We start from the raw sequence: 18,157 nt of genomic DNA on the forward strand, positions 1-18,157 counted from the left end.
ATTAATAAACTGGTATAGTATTAGATAGGTTATATCATACAATGGATTTTAAATCTCTAAAGGAAATGCTAAAAAGAATATTTCTGGCTTTGTTTATAGTAGCGGCAATTGCTTGTAAGGCAAATTTGCGCGTGAATACCGACGTAGAAGGCTCAAATAATTTAAAGCCGGAACCTCAGCAACAACTGGTAGCTAAGGAATTGGTTAAAGTGCTCGAAAATGCACATTACAAAAAAGTAAAGATCAACGATTCCATCTCAAATGAGATCTTCAACCGCTTTTTAAAGAGACTTGATGAAGGAAGGAATTATCTACTGGCAAGCGACGTAAAGGAATTTGAAAAGTACCGGTATGAGCTTGATAACTACCTTCGTGAGGGCGATTTGAGTGCTTTCTTCAAAATGTTTAATACATTTCAGAAGCGCTACCAGGAGAGAATTAAATTTTCAATTTCTCAAACGTCACAAAATTTCGATTTCAACAAAAACGAAACATACATATACAACCGTGAAAAACAACCCTGGTTCAGCACTGTTGCAGCGGCCGATGCTTCCTGGAGAGCTCGTATCAAATATGAATTGCTGAACATGAAATTGACCGATGACGAGTCGAAGATTCAACGTTCTTTAATTAAACAACGCAACCTGCCTGTAGAAAGGGACACTGCCAATATCGGTAAAACAAAAGAGCCGGCTCTGACAAATGCGGAGGTATTGAAGAAACGCTATACCAATCTTTTAACTCAGGTTCAAAAAACAAACAATCAGGATGCTTTCCAGATGATCATGGATTCTTTCACCGAAGCCATTGATCCACATACCAATTATTTCATTCCACAAAGAGCACAGGAGTTTAATGAAGAAATGGCGAGAACGTTTGAGGGAATTGGCGCCCGTTTGCAGTTGGAGAATGAAGTGGTCAAAGTAGCTGAAGTAATTCCTGGTGGTCCCGCCTTTAAAGCCAAAACACTTCAGGCAAACGATAGGATCATTGGTGTTGCACAAGGGAAAGATGGAGAGTTCCTGGATATAATCGGTTGGAGGCTTGACAATACGGTGTCGAAGATTAAGGGTCCACGTGGAACAATTGTCCGCCTGAAGATCATACCTGCCGGCCAGGAACTATCGTCTCAGCCAAAGATCATTGAGCTGGTACGTGATAAAATAGTGTTAGAAGATCAGTCTGCTAAAAAGACAGTAAAGGTTATAAATTCCGGAAACAAGTCGTATAAAATAGGAATTATTGATATCCCTGGATTTTATATGGACTGGAAGGCATATCAGGCAGGAGATCCTAATTATAAAAGTACAACCCGCGATGTAAGGCTGCTGATCGATACTTTGAAGCAGCAAAAGGTTGACGGAATTGTGATCGACCTTAGAAGCAATGGCGGCGGTTCATTGCCGGAAGCCATCGAACTGACAGGTTTGTTTATTAAAACAGGCCCGGTTGTACAGGTAAGATACCCTAACAAAGTGGAAGTAGATGCCGATGACGATGCAAGTATCGCATGGACAGGCCCGCTGGGTGTGATGGTCGACAGATTCAGCGCATCAGCTTCTGAAATCTTTGCTGCTGCTATCCAGGATTATGGCCGTGGGGTGATCATGGGTACCCAAACTTATGGAAAAGGGACTGTTCAGTCGGCCATAGATATGTCCAGATTTATCAGTCCTCTCGACGAGGTTCTGCTGAAAGCGCAGGGTAACAAAACTGCTACCAATGCAAATGCTCCGAAATTTGGCCAGGTAAATTTGACTATTGCCAAATTCTATCGTGTCAATGGAAGCAGCACTCAGCACAAAGGCGTGATCCCGGATGTTCAGTTCCCGATGATTTTCCCTGCAGACAAGTACGGAGAAAGCTCGGAGCCATCAGCGTTGCCATTTGACGCGATTAAACCCAGCACGTACTCTGCTGTTGCTAATCTTTCATCGGTTAAGCCGCAATTGATCAGCCAGCATGAAGCAAGAATGAAGTCTTCGCCAGAGTATAAATACCTGCTGGAAGACATTAATTTGTTCAAAAAACGCGACTCAGAGATTTCAGTTACTCTAAATGAGCAGAAGTTAAAGAAAGAGCGTGATGAGCAGGAAGCTAAAACGCTCGCCCGTAACAATGCAAGACGAGCTTTGCAAGGCTTACCTCCGTTAAAGAAGGGAGAAGTTAAGCCTAAAGATGATAATGATTTCATTCAGGATGAAAGTCTGCAGGTAATGGGCGATTTTATAAAATTAAACGAGAGCGGTAAGTTTAGTTTGGTTTTAACTCAGTAATCGCTTTATTCTAGAATACTAGAAAAGCCCGGTGTTTTGCACCGGGCTTTTTTCATAATTGGGTTGCTGATCCTGTCAAACAATTCTCGTATTCTGCTATTTTTATACTTATGGCAAGACCGCTGCTTCAATTTAACGATAACGGCATTTACTGCGCTGCCGGAGATTTCTATATTGATCCCTGGAAGCCGGTTGACGATGCTGTGATCACACATGCTCATTCAGACCACGCCAGATGGGGAAACAAGCGCTACCTTGCTCACGACTTGTCGCGGGAGGTAATGAAGTACCGTTTGGGGGATATTCGCCTGGAAACAATTGGCTACAATGAAACGATCTTTAAAAACGGTGTAAAAATTTCATTCCACCCTGCGGGACATGTGATTGGCTCTTCGCAGGTTAGAGTGGAGCATAAAGGTAATATTTGGGTGGTTTCCGGAGATTATAAGCTTGAAGACGACGGTGTTTGTACCCCCTTTGAACCAGTAAAATGCCATACCTTCATTTCTGAGTGTACCTTCGGCATGCCGGTATATAAATGGAAACCTCCCACAGAAGTACACGATGATATTAACAATTGGTGGCGGACGAACGCCTCTGAAGGCAAAACATCTGTTATAGCCGGTTATTCTCTGGGCAAGGCACAGCGTATTTTGCAGCACTTGGATCTGTCCATCGGCAAAGTGTTTTTACATGGTGTGATAGCCAATACTCATGGGGCTTTGTTACGCAATGGGATCCATCTTCAGGAGGCCACGCGTATCACTTCTGACTTGGGCCGAGATCAAACAAAAGGAGGGATGGTGATTTGCCCGCCCTCGGCACTAGGTTCTCCCTGGATGAAAAGATTTCATCCTTATTCGTTTGGTTACTGTTCAGGCTGGATGACGCTCAGAGGAGCTAAAAGAAGGAGGGCTGCAGACAGGGGCTTCGTGCTTTCAGATCATGCCGACTGGGATGGCTTGATACAGGCGATAGATGCAACGGAATGTGAGTGTGTGTCGCTTACACATGGGTACACTGCTTCCTTTACACGTTATCTTTCAGAACTTGGCTATGACGCCCATGAAGCTCATACGTATTACGGTGGGGATGAAGGCGTGGAAGAAGATAGCGTACTTGAAGAATCAGTCATTAATGCTTCTGAAGGAGAGGACGTATGAAGGATTTCGCCCGTCTTTTCACAGAGCTCGATGAAACCAACAAAACCAACGAAAAGGTTTCAGTCCTTAAAAACTATTTCATTTCTGTGCCTGATGAAGATAAGATCCATACCCTTGCTATATTTACCGGAAGAAAGCCTAAAAGACAAATTAATTCAACTTTGATGAAGCTCTGGGCAATGGAGGTTTCCTCTATTCCGCAATGGCTCTTTGAAGAAAGTTACCAGGTAGTTGGGGACCTTGGTGAAACCATCGCTTTATTGTTCCCGGATACAGATGTCACTAACGATAAACCGCTGTCTGAATGGATCGCGGAAATTAATTCTCTTGGCTTAATGACCGAAGAAGGACGGAAGCAATGGCTCATCGATTCCTGGAATATAATGAACCGGCAAGAGCGTTTTGTGTTCAACAAGATCCTGACAGGTAGCTTTAGAGTAGGCGTATCACAAAATCTGATCATCAAGGCGCTGGCAGAAATCTCGGGGCTGGATGCTGCAACACTCACGCACCGCATTATGGGTAACTGGGATCCGGCTTCATTCAGTTTTTATGACCTGATGCAGGAGCAGGATGCTTCCGATGATGCTTCGCGGCCTTATCCTTTTTGTCTCGCTTATGCAATCCAGGAAACATCAGATAAGCAGAAGACTGCAGAGGAGATAGGAGAACACCTGGGTGATCCACAGCTGTGGCAAGCCGAATGGAAGTGGGATGGCTTCAGGGCGCAGGCCATTCATCGGGGTGGCAAGATATTTATCTGGACCCGTGGTGAAGATTTGGCAACTGATAAGTTCCCTGAACTTCATAGCTTCTTGTTTGACTTGCCGGAAGGAACTGTTTTGGATGGAGAAGCGATTTGCTTTTCGGAAGGCCAGCCCTTGCCATTTAACGTTCTGCAAACCCGGATAGGCAGAAAGAATCTCACGAAAAAAATTCTGGCAGAGAGCCCGATGGTCTTTATTGCTTATGACTGCCTGGAGTTTGCGGGGGATGATATACGATCCATGCCCTTAAAGCATCGTCGCTCTGTTTTGGAGAAACTTCATCAACACAGTTCTTATAGCGGGATATTCCGGCTTTCCCCAGTTATCAACTTTAAATCATGGCAGGAGCTTTATGAACTGCGACTTACCTCCAGGGAGAATTACGCCGAAGGGTTTATGCTTAAAAAGCTCGACTCTGTTTACCAGACGGGTCGTAAGCGCGGCGACTGGTGGAAATGGAAAGTGGATCCTTTATCGGTTGATGCGGTAATGGTCTATGCTCAGAAGGGCCATGGTCGCCGGGCGGATCTATACACCGATTATACATTTGCTGTTTGGGACGGGGACAAATTGGTACCTTTCGCCAAAGCCTATTCGGGCTTGACAGATAAGGAGATTAAACAAGTAGATTATTTCGTAAAACGGAATACTTTAGAGAAGTTTGGACCGGTTCGAACCGTGAAGCCTCAGCTCGTTTTTGAGATTGGATTTGAAGGAATCAACAGGTCAACACGTCATAAGTCAGGCGTGGCATTACGCTTTCCAAGGATCCTGCGATGGCGGCAGGATAAGAAAATGGAGGACGCAGACACGATTGAGACCTTGCGGTCTATGCTAGATGCTTAATCATATATGGCTAAAGTCAACAGGAGTATTAGATATACAGACACTAGCAGAACAATAGGGGAGGAAGTGATCTCTGAATGGTTTAAATCGAGGCAATGGCAGCAATTCCCCTTTCAAATAGAAATGCAGCGTGCTTATCTTGAAGGGAATTCCGGATTACTTAATGCTCCAACCGGTAGCGGTAAGACTTTCGCACTGTTCTTACCTTTTGTCGCGGCTTACATCAACCGGTACCCGGATGATTATAAGACCAGGAAAAACAACGGTTTGCTAATGCTCTGGATCACTCCTCTGCGGGCACTAACCAACGATATTCGCAAGGCGATGCAATCCGTGGTTGATGATCTGGGATTGCCCTGGAAGGTGGGGAGGCGTACAGGGGATACCACCGCGAAAGAAAAAGCTGAACAAAAGAAACGATTACCCGAAGTACTGCTCACCACTCCGGAGAGTCTGCACCTCATGCTTACTCAAAAGGACTATCCGAAGATATTTGAAAACCTTGAAGTTATTGTTGCCGACGAGTGGCACGAGTTATTAGGAACAAAAAGGGGAGTGCAGCTTGAGCTTGGCCTGTCCCGATTAAAAGGACTGCGGCGCTCGGGCTCCGGAGCAAGCATAAAGATTTGGGGGATATCTGCCACTATAGGCAACCTGGATCAGGCCGCAGAAGTATTGCTTGGAGATGCCAGTAATGAGGAAAATGTAAAGATGATCAGGGCCCGGTTGGATAAGAAAGTTGTGATTCAGTCGGTTATTCCCGAAAACATCGAGCAATTCTCATGGGCGGGGCATTTGGGAATTAAGCTATTGCCACAAGTAATGGAAATAGTCGCGCAAAGCAAAACCACGCTTATTTTTACAAATACTCGCTCACAATCTGAAATATGGTACCAGGCTATCCTCGACAAATATCCACAATATGCCGGGATCATGGCTATGCATCATGGCTCTTTGGACAATGAATTGAGAAGCTGGGTGGAAGAGGCGCTTCATAATGAAATGCTCAAACTTGTGGTCTGTACGTCGAGTCTTGACCTCGGTGTTGACTTTAGGCCGGTTGATACGGTAATCCAGATCGGAAGTCCTAAAGGTGTAGCTCGCTTTATGCAAAGGGCCGGCCGTAGCGGCCATCACCCGGGCGCAACGTCCCGTGCCTGGTTTGTGCCAACCCATTCTTTAGAATTACTTGAAGGTGCCGCCATTAAAGAGGCGATGAAGCAGGAAATATTTGAAAGTCGCGATCCTGTAATACTGGCGATGGACGTGCTCACTCAATACCTTGTTACGCTGGCTGTATCTATTGGCTTCAAGCCTGATGAAATTTACAGGGAGCTTAAAACCACTTACGCTTATTCGGATTTAAAGGAGAGCGAGTTTGGTCAGATCCTCGACTTTATTACTAAAGGCGGTAAAACTTTGTCTGCCTACGATGAATATTTAAAAGTTATTGTTGAGGAAGGCTTGTATAAAGTGGATAGCCGCCGGGTAGCTATGCGGCACAGGCTAACTATGGGGACGATTGTGGGTGATGTGAGTATGCGGATCAAGTTCCTGACAGGGGGCTATCTGGGTTCTATAGAAGAGGACTTTATAGCTCGTTTAAAAATTGGGGACAATTTCTGGTTTGCAGGCCGCAGTCTTGAGCTGGTGAAGGTAAAGGATATGACTGCTTTTGTAAAGAAGTCGCCTAAAGCAAATGGAAGGATTCCGAGCTGGATGGGAGGGCGGATCCCTCTTTCTTCGCAACTATCCGCCATGTTCAGGAAGAAGCTGGACGAAGTAGCAGACCACATTGAGGAAGATATTGAGATTAAAACGTTGCGCCCTTTATTTGATATGCAGGCAAGTATCTCTCATCTGCCGCATAATTCGGAATTTTTGATTGAGCAATTTCAGTCGAAAGACGGTTTTCATTTGTTTTTTTATCCTTTCGAAGGAAGGCTGGTCCATGAAGGGATGGCTTCCTTGTTTGCTTTTCGAATCGCTAAGCTTAGAAACGCCACTTTCTCCATTGCAATGAATGATTATGGCTTCGAATTGTTGTCCGATCAGGAAATCCTCATCAGGGAGGCACTTGACCAGGATCTTTTTACCACAGATAAATTGCTCGAGGACATTCAGTTGAGCTTAAACGCGAACGAAATGGCCAGAAGACGTTTCCGCGACATTGCCCATATTGCAGGTTTGGTTTTCACGGGTTTTCCCGGCAAAACGATAAAAAATCGGCACCTGCAGGCTTCAACGTCATTGCTTTTTGATGTGTTTAGCGAATACGAGCCCGATAATGTGCTTGTTCGGCAGGCTTATAATGAGGCATTGCAATTTCAGCTGGAAGAGTTCCGGTTGCGGGAAGCCTTGAAGCGGCTGCAGAAGCTTAGGGTGGTTATTACCCGGTGCAGCAAGCCAACACCCTTTGCTTTCCCCATAATGGTTGACCGTCTTCGTGAGAAGCTAACGACAGAAAGTTTGGAGGATAGGGTGGCAAAGATGGCGATCCGGTATAGTGCGGATTAGAGTGGCGGAAAATAGAAGGAGTCGGTAGTAGATAGTACCGGCTCCTTTGGGATATTGTAAAAAATTATTGATTAGCCAGGTACTGAACGGCGGTAATAGTGCCGCTCTCAACTTTTATGCCCTGGGTTGCAGTTGCGTTACCCGCATTTATTTTATAAACATAACCACCTCCGGTTGTTAAATTGACACCAATATAGGCAGTACCATCTTTAGGGGTAAAATTATTAACTGAAAGGGAGCTAATACTAGCTTTGCCTGGCATGCCAGTCACCATAGTAACGGTTTTTGCGGAAACATCAACAATCGCTAATTCTTTTCCTGCTGCGTAAGCACCTTTTTCAGCTTTAGGGAGTACATGAGCTACGAACTTATTACCACCCACATAGATCCAGTTTGTAACGTAATAGTTTCCGGAAGCTGCTTCAACGTTGAAGTAATAGTTTTGGTCGAATTCGGTTGTGCCTGATAATACTCTTGTAATAGCAGCTGGCTTAGTATCTGTTAATCTTTTTACTTTTGTTTCACCTATCAGATCCGTTGTACTAGATACCGAGGCAGAAAATGCATAGACGTCCCCATTTTCTACTACACCTAACCCATTAACGAAGTATCTGCCGATAAAGCTGGTACGGTCATCACGGATAGTTTTTTCTAAAGCCATCCCAGGGTAGGAGTATACCGCAATATATGCCTGATCATGGTGATCAGAATCAAAGCTACCGTTTTTAATTGGGAAGAACGGTGCAAATACCTTGTCACCTACCTGCTGTAACCAGCTGAAATGAGCAATTTCTCCATTATTTCCTGGAGCCATAGCATCCAAAGTACCTTCTTTTGCAATTTGCAAGCTATTTGTGCTTACCTGATAATACGGGATTAAGGTTCCCGCAGGGTTAATAGTACGAGGAATTTTAGTTAGCAAAATATCATCACTAACAGGGGCAAAAGCCTGTACTGTTTCAGTTTGAAAGTTGGTAAGCTTGGTTAATAGCCCATTTTGATTATTATAAGCTGTTACGGCTCCAGGATTTCCTTGTCCGTAAAGCATGCTGAAAAATTTTCCTTTATGGGTTAAATAATAACGGTAGGTTCCGTCCTGCTCCTGGCCATTTCCCTGGGTTGTTACTGAACCTTCATTTAAGCTAGGAACATTGACAAGGTAGTCAGCGACACCTGTAGAGGCTATCGGTGTTAGAGTAAGGATATATTCCCCTTTCGTAAGATTTGAAGAGTCATTCTTTTTACATGCAGAAAATCCTGCTACCACTACCAGTGCAACAATAGCCTTTGTAATTCTTGATTTCATTTGTTTTGTATTTAATAGATTATTTGTTTAAAAAGTATCTGAGATTGAGATAGAAGCCTCGGCTTGGTTTTTGTAAACTAAAGTTGTCTACTAAGCGGGCATCGGTAATGTTTTTGGCTTCAAATGCAATATTATATCTGCCATTTTTAAGACTATATACAGCATTCGCATCTATAGAAACCTGTGTTGGAATCCCTCTTTTGTTAGCACTCGCATCTCTGCTTCCCTCACTTGGCCAGTACAGCCAGAATTGATCAACGAAGAGTAAATTACTTCCAAGAGTTAAGTGATTTCCTTTCCTCCCAACATCTTTTAACGAAACAGACAAATCTGCATTAGCAAAGAGATGTGGAATGTTAGGCATCTGATTAAGATACAAAGGACTCACATTTGTGTAATACTGACCTGATATATTATCGAAGTCATATTTCTGGAGGTTTTTTAAATACTGATATGTTACTGAAGCCCCAGCCAATAGCCAGTTTTTAAAGGAATACCTAACTTCTCCGTCAGCACCAATGGTACTAACTCCATCTTTGTTATCTGCAATTAATTTTTGCTGGTTTTGATTGTACCTGGTGAAAATGAAGTTAGTTGCATGCCGGTATACGCCGTTAGCGGTAATCGAGAATCGATTGATATCGTTTAACTTAAAGTTGTAAATAAATCCGAGATTGATGTTATTACTTGATTCTGGTTTAAGATTTGGGTTCCCTTCCAGGTTTTCTACATCACCAAAGATTTCTTCTGCGTTAGGCATACGATTGGTTAATTCGTAAGATGCCTTCGCCTGTAAATTTTTGTTTATGAAATAAGTGGATGCCAGGCCATAACCAATTTTATTTAAGTTGTTTTTACTGGAATTATTTGAAGTCCCACTTGTATTATGCAAATTGATTAATCGTCCAAATACTGCGGCACTCCACTTGTCCTCCACATCGTAATTGTAACCTACACCTAATACGTTTTTATTGCTTTTTTTAACATCTTCCAGCTCGGGGCTCGCAGGATTGAGCTCATCACTTCCTTTCCTGTTAAACATGGTAAACACATTGCTTACTGCAATAGAATGCTTTTCACTTAATTTATAATTAGCCATTGTTGTTACTAGAACCGGATTGTTCCTGTATTTGTAGTGAGTCCTTGAGCGTTCGCCGTTCGATCCGTTCGGTTTACGATTTCCATACCAGTCAAATCTTGCATTCACGGTATCAATGTTCTGATCGTATCCGATATTATAGTTTGCGTTTAAGGTCACGTCCAGGCCCTTTATCAGGTCGGTTTTTTTGTACTTCAGTGTAGGCATAATGGTGCGACCTCTTCTATGCCAGCCTCCGAAGACAGCCTCCATGCGTGCGCCCGTTTGGATCTCTTTATAATTCTGTCCAAGTGTTATCCCCAAAAGTAACTTATCTGCAAACTTCTTATTTACCAGTCCTACATTGGCAATAATGGATTCGTTATGATAAGTGTCATGAAATCTCCTGAGTGTAGCACTGGGAGCAAAAGCACCAGTGTAGATATCTGCGGCGTCAATAGTAACCTTATAATTGTTATCGGAATAATTTTGAAAGGCATTAAGCTGTACCGTGAAGCCTTTTTTCGTGGTAACAGCGGTGTTTAGTACGCTGCGATGTGTATTAAATGACCCAAAGGAATATGAAACGTCAATAAAGTTTCGGTAACGATCTCCTGTAACAATATTAATTGCTCCTCCTAAGGCGTCCGATCCTAGCCACATCGGTACCACACCTTTGTAAACTTCTATCCTTTCAGCAATATTGATAGGGATATTGTTGATCTGAAAGGAGCTCCCGAAGTTGTCCATAGGTATACCGTCAATAAAATACTTGACGTGATTACCCGAGAAGCCGTTTAGGGAGAGATTGAAATCAGAACCAACGCCACCGGATTCTCGTACTCTTACTCCTGCAACCTTGTCAAGGGCACCGGAAACATCCAGGGTGGTATTGTATAACTTGGTAGCATCAATAGCTGTTACATTAAAAGCCTGCCTGTTAACTTCTTTGACAGCGGTTCGGCCGGTAACTGTAACATCAGCGAGTTGCCCTACGCTGGCTTTGAGTTTAATATTTAGAATAGAATTTTGCCCTGGGGCAAGTGTAACTTCACGGTTTTGCTTGGCGAAACCAATTGCAATTACCTGAAATGTATGTGTTCCAGCAGCAATACTGCTGAACTTGTAAGCACCGTCATCATCAGTGATTGTTACCTGGTTTGTATTCTGCAATCTGATTGAAACGCCTGGAAGTGTCTGACCTGCTTCATCTTTTACCTGGCCTGATATTGAGGCTGTATTTTGAGCGAATGAGAGTAAGTGGAACGTAAATAAGACGCCTGAGAGTAAAATATTCTTAATTTTCATTACTTTAATGGTGATCGTTAAAGGTGTTTCTATTATAGTCCAGTGGTCACAAGATGGGCCTCTAAAGCCGGTTAAAATATCTATACAGCTATTTCTTCTTTTAGAACTTTCGGCCTTTGGACTACTGGCCTTCTCAATTGAGGCTGCATTAGTGTACCGGATGTTGAGGATTCCGCCTTCTTCTTTTCCTTTCCCTTTTTCCCTTTTTTGCGCTTGTTCCACCAGATTAAAAATCCGGTTATCGGTAGGCTTGCAGAAATCAGGCTGGCTATAAAAGCGATGATTTTGCCGGAAATTCCCAATATTGCGCCTACATGTAAGTCATAATTCATACGCCGGATCTTATCAGGAATACTAGCCTCTGAATACTTTCCAGCAAAAGGAGAAGCAGATTTAACTTCTTTTAATGTATACTGATCGAAAAAGTATTGGTCAGATTTATAATAGGCACCATGAACATGGTACACTGTTGCGGAAATCACATCAGCGTTTTCTCGTGGGATGCTTAAGTAAATACTGCCGGAGCTTTTCTGGGAAGCTGGTAATTGTTGCCAGATTATATCGACCGACGATGGCTCAAAAGCGGCTAACTGAGTAGTGTCTGAAAGTGGCCTGCGACGTTGTTCAAGCGATTTTCCGCCGGAAGTTACCCAATACAATGATTTACTAAACCATTGAAAGCTCCATACCAAACCTGTAAGTGAAATTACAACCAGTATTAGCATGCTGTAAAAGCCTAAGACGTTATGGAAATCGTAGTTTACACGTTTGAAGCTTCCGCTCCATTTAATTTTAAAGCTTTTGTCGCGGATAGCTTTATTTTTCCACTTCGTAGGCCACCATAATACTATGCCTGATATCAATAGAAATACAAAGATAAGTACAGCGCCACCAACGATCGGGCGACCGATATTATAGGGTAGCCATAAAGCACGATGGCCGTTTAGTATAAATCTGAAGAAATCGAATTCGGCATCACTGCCTCCGCCACGAGAAACGGTTTTAACCTTAAGGATTTCACCGGTATATTGGTTCATATAAACCGATGTAAATTTACCTACATGTTTACCGCCGACCCTTTCGCCTGCTTTTTTGTCTTTCCCGCCTTTGCCACGTTGTTTATCACCAACAGTGATCATTGCACCTTTATTACCGAACTGCTGTTTTACTGCAGGCTTTTTTTCTCCCTCGGGCCTGCCGCTGAAAAAAGTTACAATTGCAGCTTCGCTACGACCATGATAGCTAACTCCCGTAGCATTTTGGCCGTCCTTTAGGTGTCTATGCGCTATCGATGTAAGCTGTGTGGGTTGTAGGAATGTCGTTTCCTGAGGAGTAACAAAACGCCATTTTTCAATTAGATCCTTGATCTCATTTTCAAAAACATAGATACATCCGGTGATGCTTACAATAAATACAACAATCCCGGATAGTAGTCCTAGCCATAAATGTAACCAGGCGTTTATTTTTTTAAAGGTCATTCGATAAGCCTAATCTTATTTGGATTAATTCTAATTAGTGCAAAGAAAGAAAAAAAGTGAGTTCGCGCCAAATATTATTTAGAATTATTTCAAATAAGAGTCAGCCTATAGAGCTTGAACAATGCTATTCATGGTTACTTGTATATAAAAAAAGACATCTCATAGGTCCCAAAGGTCATTATTCTGGTTCAGAGGTGTTTGTGGTATGCTTCTTTTTAAATATGCTATTTAATTTATTCTTAATTTCTTCTGATGCTTTTTCCTGAACCTGCTTTTTAAGAGTGTCCGCTTTCTGGTGAATCTGGCTAGCTGATTTTGCAGCCATTGTACTTACCTCTTGTTTCGCTTTGCTGGTGAGCTCTGCTTTCTTATCTGCGAGCAGCTGGTTTACTGCTGCCTTCGCGGCATCTTTGGTTTCAGCCAGGCTGATCTTAACGGTTGGCTTTAAGATAGTTCCTCCAACGAGGGCATTGACTTTCACTGTCTCACCCAGATCAACTGCTGTTCCGGCTTTGCTGTTAAATTTGGCGATCAGGACATTCGTAGTTTCGGTCGCTTTTGTTCCCAGGTAAGACCTCGGAACGTCCATGCCCAATACATAATTAATTGTTTGATCAAGCCCATTGCTCCCCTGCACATTCATAAGAAAGTCGCCTTTTTTAATATTAAAAGGGGCAATGTTCAGCTTGCCTTGTTCGATTTTAAATTTGGCAAGTACATTATTTAGCTCGAGTTTTTTTAGCTTGTCGGTATTCAAAGCAGATGAAAGCTTATTCAGCGGCTCAAAACCTTGAACGATGGCCTGAATAATGTTTGTCAAACCAGTCGCATTAATACTTGAATATACCGGCATCATGGTATTATCAAGTTCTGAATCAAAGGACAGTGTTGTTGAAAATGAACCCTGTGTATATTTAGCCACCGGCGCAAGCATCTTTATGGTATTGAACGTTTCGAAAGCCTTTTGGATGCTCATTTTCTCAATTCCAAAATCAATAGCTACCTTCGGCTTCTTAGGATTTGTCGTAGCGTATGACCCGTTCATTGTAACTCTGCCGTCCAGCATGGTTAGTGCCATTTCCTTAAAATGTATGGTTTGATTTTTCACCAAAAGGGTACCGTTGGCATTTTTAATGTCGTAGTTGTCGTAAAATACCCTGTCTGCTTTCACTCCAAGTTTAAAGTCAATGTTAGCGGGCACCTCAATAGTTGTTAAGCGGGAAGTGTCCTTTTGTGTTTTTGCAACTGGTTCTGAAGGACCCATAAGCTCATTGATGTCCATCAAACCAGAATTGACACTAAAGCTGCCTTGGAGTTTAGCATTTTTTTCCATGGCAAATTTCAGATAGTTATCGATCGTTCCCCTGGCCTGGAGGTCACTTTTTCCAACCTTTGCCGAAAGATCTGACAAAGTAATGTTCGAGGGATTAAACATCATCTTGGCGGATGAAATCTTTACTGGCATTGGAACACTTGCGCCAGAATAATTGAAGTTTGTCGCAATCATATGACCAGAAACTTTGAAATCCTGGTAACGGCCCTTGTCTATAGACGACTTGTTTCCCTTTGCATTCACATCGGTATCGACTATGCCACTGAGCGACATATCTTTCATAGGGAAAATGGCTGTAAGCTGCTTGAGGTCCAGCTTGCCTTTTAAGGCCATGTCAACGTAAGGATCACTTACAGGCGTCTGTATCTCCAGACGCCCATCGAGAGGAACATTTCCAAATTCCATGTGAAAGGCTGGTATATTTACTTGCGTATGGTCGATCACGCCATCGGGATTAGATATCAATGCTTTAACATTGATGTTATTGATCGAAGACGGTAAGGAGGGGTATTTGATTTTACCATTTCCAATCACGAAGTTAAGATTAAATGCAGGCAGGGAGGTGTCGTTATATGTACCCTTAGCTGTTCCATCGAATGCAAATTTTCCACTGGCCTGGAGGTCTTTAAAGCTTGAAGAATAGATGGACGGAATTAAGGAAAGGAAATTCTTGAGGTCCGACTGCTGGGCATTGAACTTGAAGTCAAGCACCATGTCTGTATCGTTCGGCATAGCAAGGCTTCCTACGAAAGATAACAACAGTTCATTTAACTTGATCTGATTTTCGGCAAGACTGAACTTCATTTGCTTCATATTCATTTGAAGCGGTAGATTTGCACTCAGCTTTGCTTTATTTAAATAAGGAATTCCTAAATACTTCACCGTAATCTTCTCAATGTCCGATTTGGTTTCAAGGGTAAATAAATCTTGTGTAAAGTCGCCTGTGCCTGTATGATTCAGGCTATCTAGGTGCATAAACACGCTTAGCGATGCGTCATCGTAAACGATGTCCCCATTTGAGATCGAATATTTCTGAAGGGCCATCTTAAAGGAGTTCTGAGCGGTATCCGCAGGGCTGGAGGATGAGTTTGGTTTAGAGATGTCCCAGTTAGCTTTGCCACTTTTTAGTACCTTAGCATAAATTTTAGGATTATTAAGATTTATAGAGTGTATCTGGTAGTTTTCACCTTTGATAACACTCATCAAATTCAGGTTCATATTTAGCTCCGGAATGCTTGCCAGTGTATCTGTGGCAAAACTATCAACGCCAATAACAGTTAAGTTTTGGAGTTGAATGCCAAGTTCGGGAAATGAACTGATCAAAGTAAGGTCAAGATCTTTGAAATTGACATTTGCGTTAACGTTTTCGTTAATAGTGCTTTTAACTTTAATAAGAATCTTGTCTTTGAAAATATAAGGTAAGCATAGGGCAGAACCCAAAAGAAGAACCACAATTATAGAAACTGGAATCAATACTTTCTTTAAACTCATTTGTATGTGATTGGGATGATCTGTATGTCGCAAATCTAACATACTTAAACGTATGTTTCTGACAAAGTAAAATTTTACGCACGTAATATCTAAATTACTCGCAGCATTATAAAGGTTAATAACATGTTTAAAATTAAAACCCTCCTATGGATCGCTGTCCCGGCTCTGCTTGCCGCCGCTTGTTCAGAAGATAAAAAGAGTTCTTCGCAAGCTGGTAAAAGGACTATTTTCTTTGATAAAAGCGGTATGGATACTACTGTCAATCCGGCTGAAAACTTCTTCCGTTATGCTAACGGTACCTGGCTGAAGAAAACCGAAATCCCAGCTTCGGAAACTGGATGGGGCTCATTTTATGTCTTAGAAGATGATAACCAGAAAAATCTTCGCAAGATCCTGGAGGAAGCATCTTCGTCTGAAAACGAAGCAGGCAGTATTACGCAAAAAGTAGGAGCCTTCTACGCCAGCGGAATGGATACCATAGCAATTGATAAGAGGGGGTATGAGCCGGTTAAGCCACTACTCACGCGCCTTGAAGGATTAAAATCTCCAGGAGATTTGGTTGACTTTGCAGTTTCAGACTATAAAGACGGAAATGGCTTCTTATTTGAGTTTTACGTTGGTCCAGACGATAAAATAAGTACAAAGAATGCGGTTAATTTTCAGCAAACAGGTCTTGGACTGCCAAACCGGGATTATTATTTTAATAATGATGAGGCTTCTGAGAAAATCCGTAAAGCATATGTTAAATATATCGGGAAACTATTCAGCCTTACAGGAACAGATTCAGTTACTTCTGTGAAGAAAGCTCAGGAGATATTGAGGTTAGAGACTAAAATTGCGAGGTCCCACTCCACCCCGGTTGAACTACGAGACCCGGTAAAGAACTATAATAAGTTTGCAGTTTCCGACTTCCAGAAAAAAATCCCTGATTACGATATGAAAGAGATCCTGCGAAAGCTGGAGCTGAACACAGATACAATCCTTGTTGGCCAGCCGGCATATTATACAGCACTGGTTGCCCTATTGAAGACAGAGCCTTTGCAGTCATGGAAAGATAAGTTGAAATTTGAGGCCATTTCATCTTCGGCTGCTTACTTAAGCAAGCCATTCAGGGAAGCGAGGTTTGATTTTTACGGGAAGACATTAAACGGCCAGAAACAACAAAAGGATCGTTGGAAGCAAATGGTGTCTAAAACAGATGAAAGCCTCGGCGAGCTATTAGGCCAATTGTATGTGGAAAAGCACTTTCCTCCTGACGCAAAAGAAAGAATGTTGAAGCTTGTGGATAACCTCCAGAAAGTCTATCAATCAAGAATTGAGAAATTGGATTGGATGAGTGCGGCGACTAAGAAGAGAGCACTGGAAAAGCTAAATACTTTTGTAAAGAAAATCGGTTATCCTGATAAGTGGAAAAGCTACAATGATGTGGAAGTTTTAAAGGACAAATACTATGAAAATTTACAGGCTGTTGCTCGACATGACTTTAAGAAGATGACCTCCAAGTTAGGTAAGCCGGTTGATAAAGCTGAGTGGTATATGACTCCGCCTACTGTAAATGCTTATTACAATCCTCCTTTCAATGAAATTGTGTTTCCTGCCGGGATTCTGCAGTTTCCGTTTTTCGATAACAATGCCGATGATGCTATCAATTACGGCGCTATAGGGGCAGTAATTGGGCATGAAATGACCCACGGATTTGACGATCAGGGGCGTCAGTATGATAAAGATGGAAATTTGAAAGACTGGTGGACGAAAACGGATACTGAAAAGTTTAATGAAAAGGCCAAAGTTGTAGGCGATCAGTATAGTAAATATACCGTACTAGATAATTTGAAAGTTAACGGGCAGCTAACAATGGGTGAAAACATCGCCGATATAGGAGGCTTAGCCATCGCTTATGAAGCGTTTAAGCTTACCAACCAGGGGAAATCATCTGAAAAAATTGATGGGTTCAGTCCGGATCAGCGGTTTTTCCTTTCGTTTGCCCAGGTATGGCGCATCAAAAACCGGGACGAACGCATGAGGATGCGTATCAGCGTGGATCCTCATTCTCCGGAAGAGTTCAGAGTAAACGGGCCACTTTCAAATATGCCTGAGTTTTACAAGGCCTTTAATGTGAAGGCCGGCGATAAAATGTACAGGGATGAGAGCCAGCGGGTTAAAATCTGGTAGCAATGATCTGTTTACAGGACAGAATTTGAGCTCTTATTTGCGTTGATTCCTTGGAAGTGGAATTGGCAACAGATTTGCAATGTTACCATTATCAAGATTTGCAATATGAACTTAAAACGAACATTCGGAACGATCCTGACAATACTGGGTATTGTTGGACTAATATATGCGGCAGTAGGCTTTGTTCAGAATTCTGAAACAGCCAAAGAACTAATTGTATTTGGCATTTTGGGGATAATATTTTTCTTTACCGGTATTGGATTGGTTAAGGATACCCGGGATGTTGCGAAAATGTAGCGACACTGTGCTTTGGTGATTTTAAGCGAAAGCACTGTGGTTTGTCAGGACTTTTAACAGGACGAGTCTCCGCTCATTTAGGGATTGAAGACTCGTCCTTTCTTTTAAATATCTTCCGCATTAAT

At 42.5% G+C, this 18,157-nt stretch carries 10 protein-coding genes; 6 read left to right on the forward strand and 4 right to left on the reverse strand.

The window, feature by feature from the left end:
* Positions 1 to 65 precede the first annotated feature (65 nt).
* The 4 genes from J3P37_RS09805 (at position 66) to J3P37_RS09820 (ending at position 7,569) form a co-directional block, all read left to right on the forward strand.
* A complete protein-coding gene (locus J3P37_RS09805; protein ID WP_256010932.1) occupies positions 66 to 2,276 on the forward strand; it encodes a carboxy terminal-processing peptidase in 2,211 nt (736 codons plus the stop codon).
* Between the two features lie 110 nt (positions 2,277 to 2,386).
* Complete coding sequence (locus tag J3P37_RS09810) at positions 2,387 to 3,439, forward strand: ligase-associated DNA damage response exonuclease (protein ID WP_256010933.1); 1,053 nt, start codon at positions 2,387 to 2,389, stop codon at positions 3,437 to 3,439.
* Positions 3,436 to 5,052, forward strand: a complete 1,617-nt coding sequence (locus J3P37_RS09815) for an ATP-dependent DNA ligase (RefSeq protein WP_256010934.1) — start codon at positions 3,436 to 3,438, stop codon at positions 5,050 to 5,052. Before J3P37_RS09810 ends, J3P37_RS09815 begins: the two co-directional genes overlap by 4 nt.
* Before the next feature lie 6 nt (positions 5,053 to 5,058).
* Positions 5,059 to 7,569: a ligase-associated DNA damage response DEXH box helicase gene (locus J3P37_RS09820; protein ID WP_256010935.1), complete on the forward strand. Its 2,511-nt coding sequence runs from the start codon at positions 5,059 to 5,061 to the stop codon at positions 7,567 to 7,569.
* Positions 7,570 to 7,633: 64 nt separating this feature from the next.
* Here J3P37_RS09820 and J3P37_RS09825 read toward each other — a convergent pair whose 3' ends face one another.
* The 4 genes from J3P37_RS09825 to J3P37_RS09840 form a co-directional block, all read right to left on the reverse strand.
* Positions 7,634 to 8,875 carry a DUF4374 domain-containing protein gene (locus tag J3P37_RS09825; protein WP_256010936.1) on the reverse strand — a complete coding sequence of 414 codons (1,242 nt, stop codon included), beginning with the start codon at positions 8,873 to 8,875 and terminating at the stop codon, positions 7,634 to 7,636.
* A gap of 19 nt (positions 8,876 to 8,894) precedes the next feature.
* The gene (locus tag J3P37_RS09830; protein ID WP_256011277.1) at positions 8,895 to 11,261 is read right to left on the reverse strand and encodes a TonB-dependent receptor; all 2,367 of its coding nucleotides are present in this window, start codon (positions 11,259 to 11,261) and stop codon (positions 8,895 to 8,897) included.
* A gap of 80 nt (positions 11,262 to 11,341) precedes the next feature.
* A complete protein-coding gene (locus tag J3P37_RS09835; protein ID WP_256010937.1) occupies positions 11,342 to 12,739 on the reverse strand; it encodes a PepSY-associated TM helix domain-containing protein in 1,398 nt (465 codons plus the stop codon).
* Positions 12,740 to 12,917: 178 nt separating this feature from the next.
* Positions 12,918 to 15,563, reverse strand: coding sequence for an AsmA-like C-terminal region-containing protein (locus J3P37_RS09840; protein WP_256010938.1), 2,646 nt, complete (start codon positions 15,561 to 15,563; stop codon positions 12,918 to 12,920).
* A gap of 123 nt (positions 15,564 to 15,686) precedes the next feature.
* Here J3P37_RS09840 and J3P37_RS09845 point away from each other — a divergent pair, with 123 nt between their 5' ends.
* Together J3P37_RS09845 and J3P37_RS09850 are read left to right on the forward strand one after the other, a co-directional pair.
* Positions 15,687 to 17,735, forward strand: a complete 2,049-nt coding sequence (locus J3P37_RS09845) for a M13 family metallopeptidase (RefSeq protein ID WP_256010939.1) — start codon at positions 15,687 to 15,689, stop codon at positions 17,733 to 17,735.
* Between the two features lie 105 nt (positions 17,736 to 17,840).
* Positions 17,841 to 18,032, forward strand: a complete 192-nt coding sequence (locus tag J3P37_RS09850; RefSeq protein WP_256010940.1) for a hypothetical protein — start codon at positions 17,841 to 17,843, stop codon at positions 18,030 to 18,032.
* The last annotated feature ends 125 nt before the right edge of the window (positions 18,033 to 18,157 follow it).

It is taken from the genome of Desertivirga xinjiangensis (assembly GCF_024436435.1).
Lineage (GTDB): Bacteria > Bacteroidota > Bacteroidia > Sphingobacteriales > Sphingobacteriaceae > Desertivirga > Desertivirga xinjiangensis.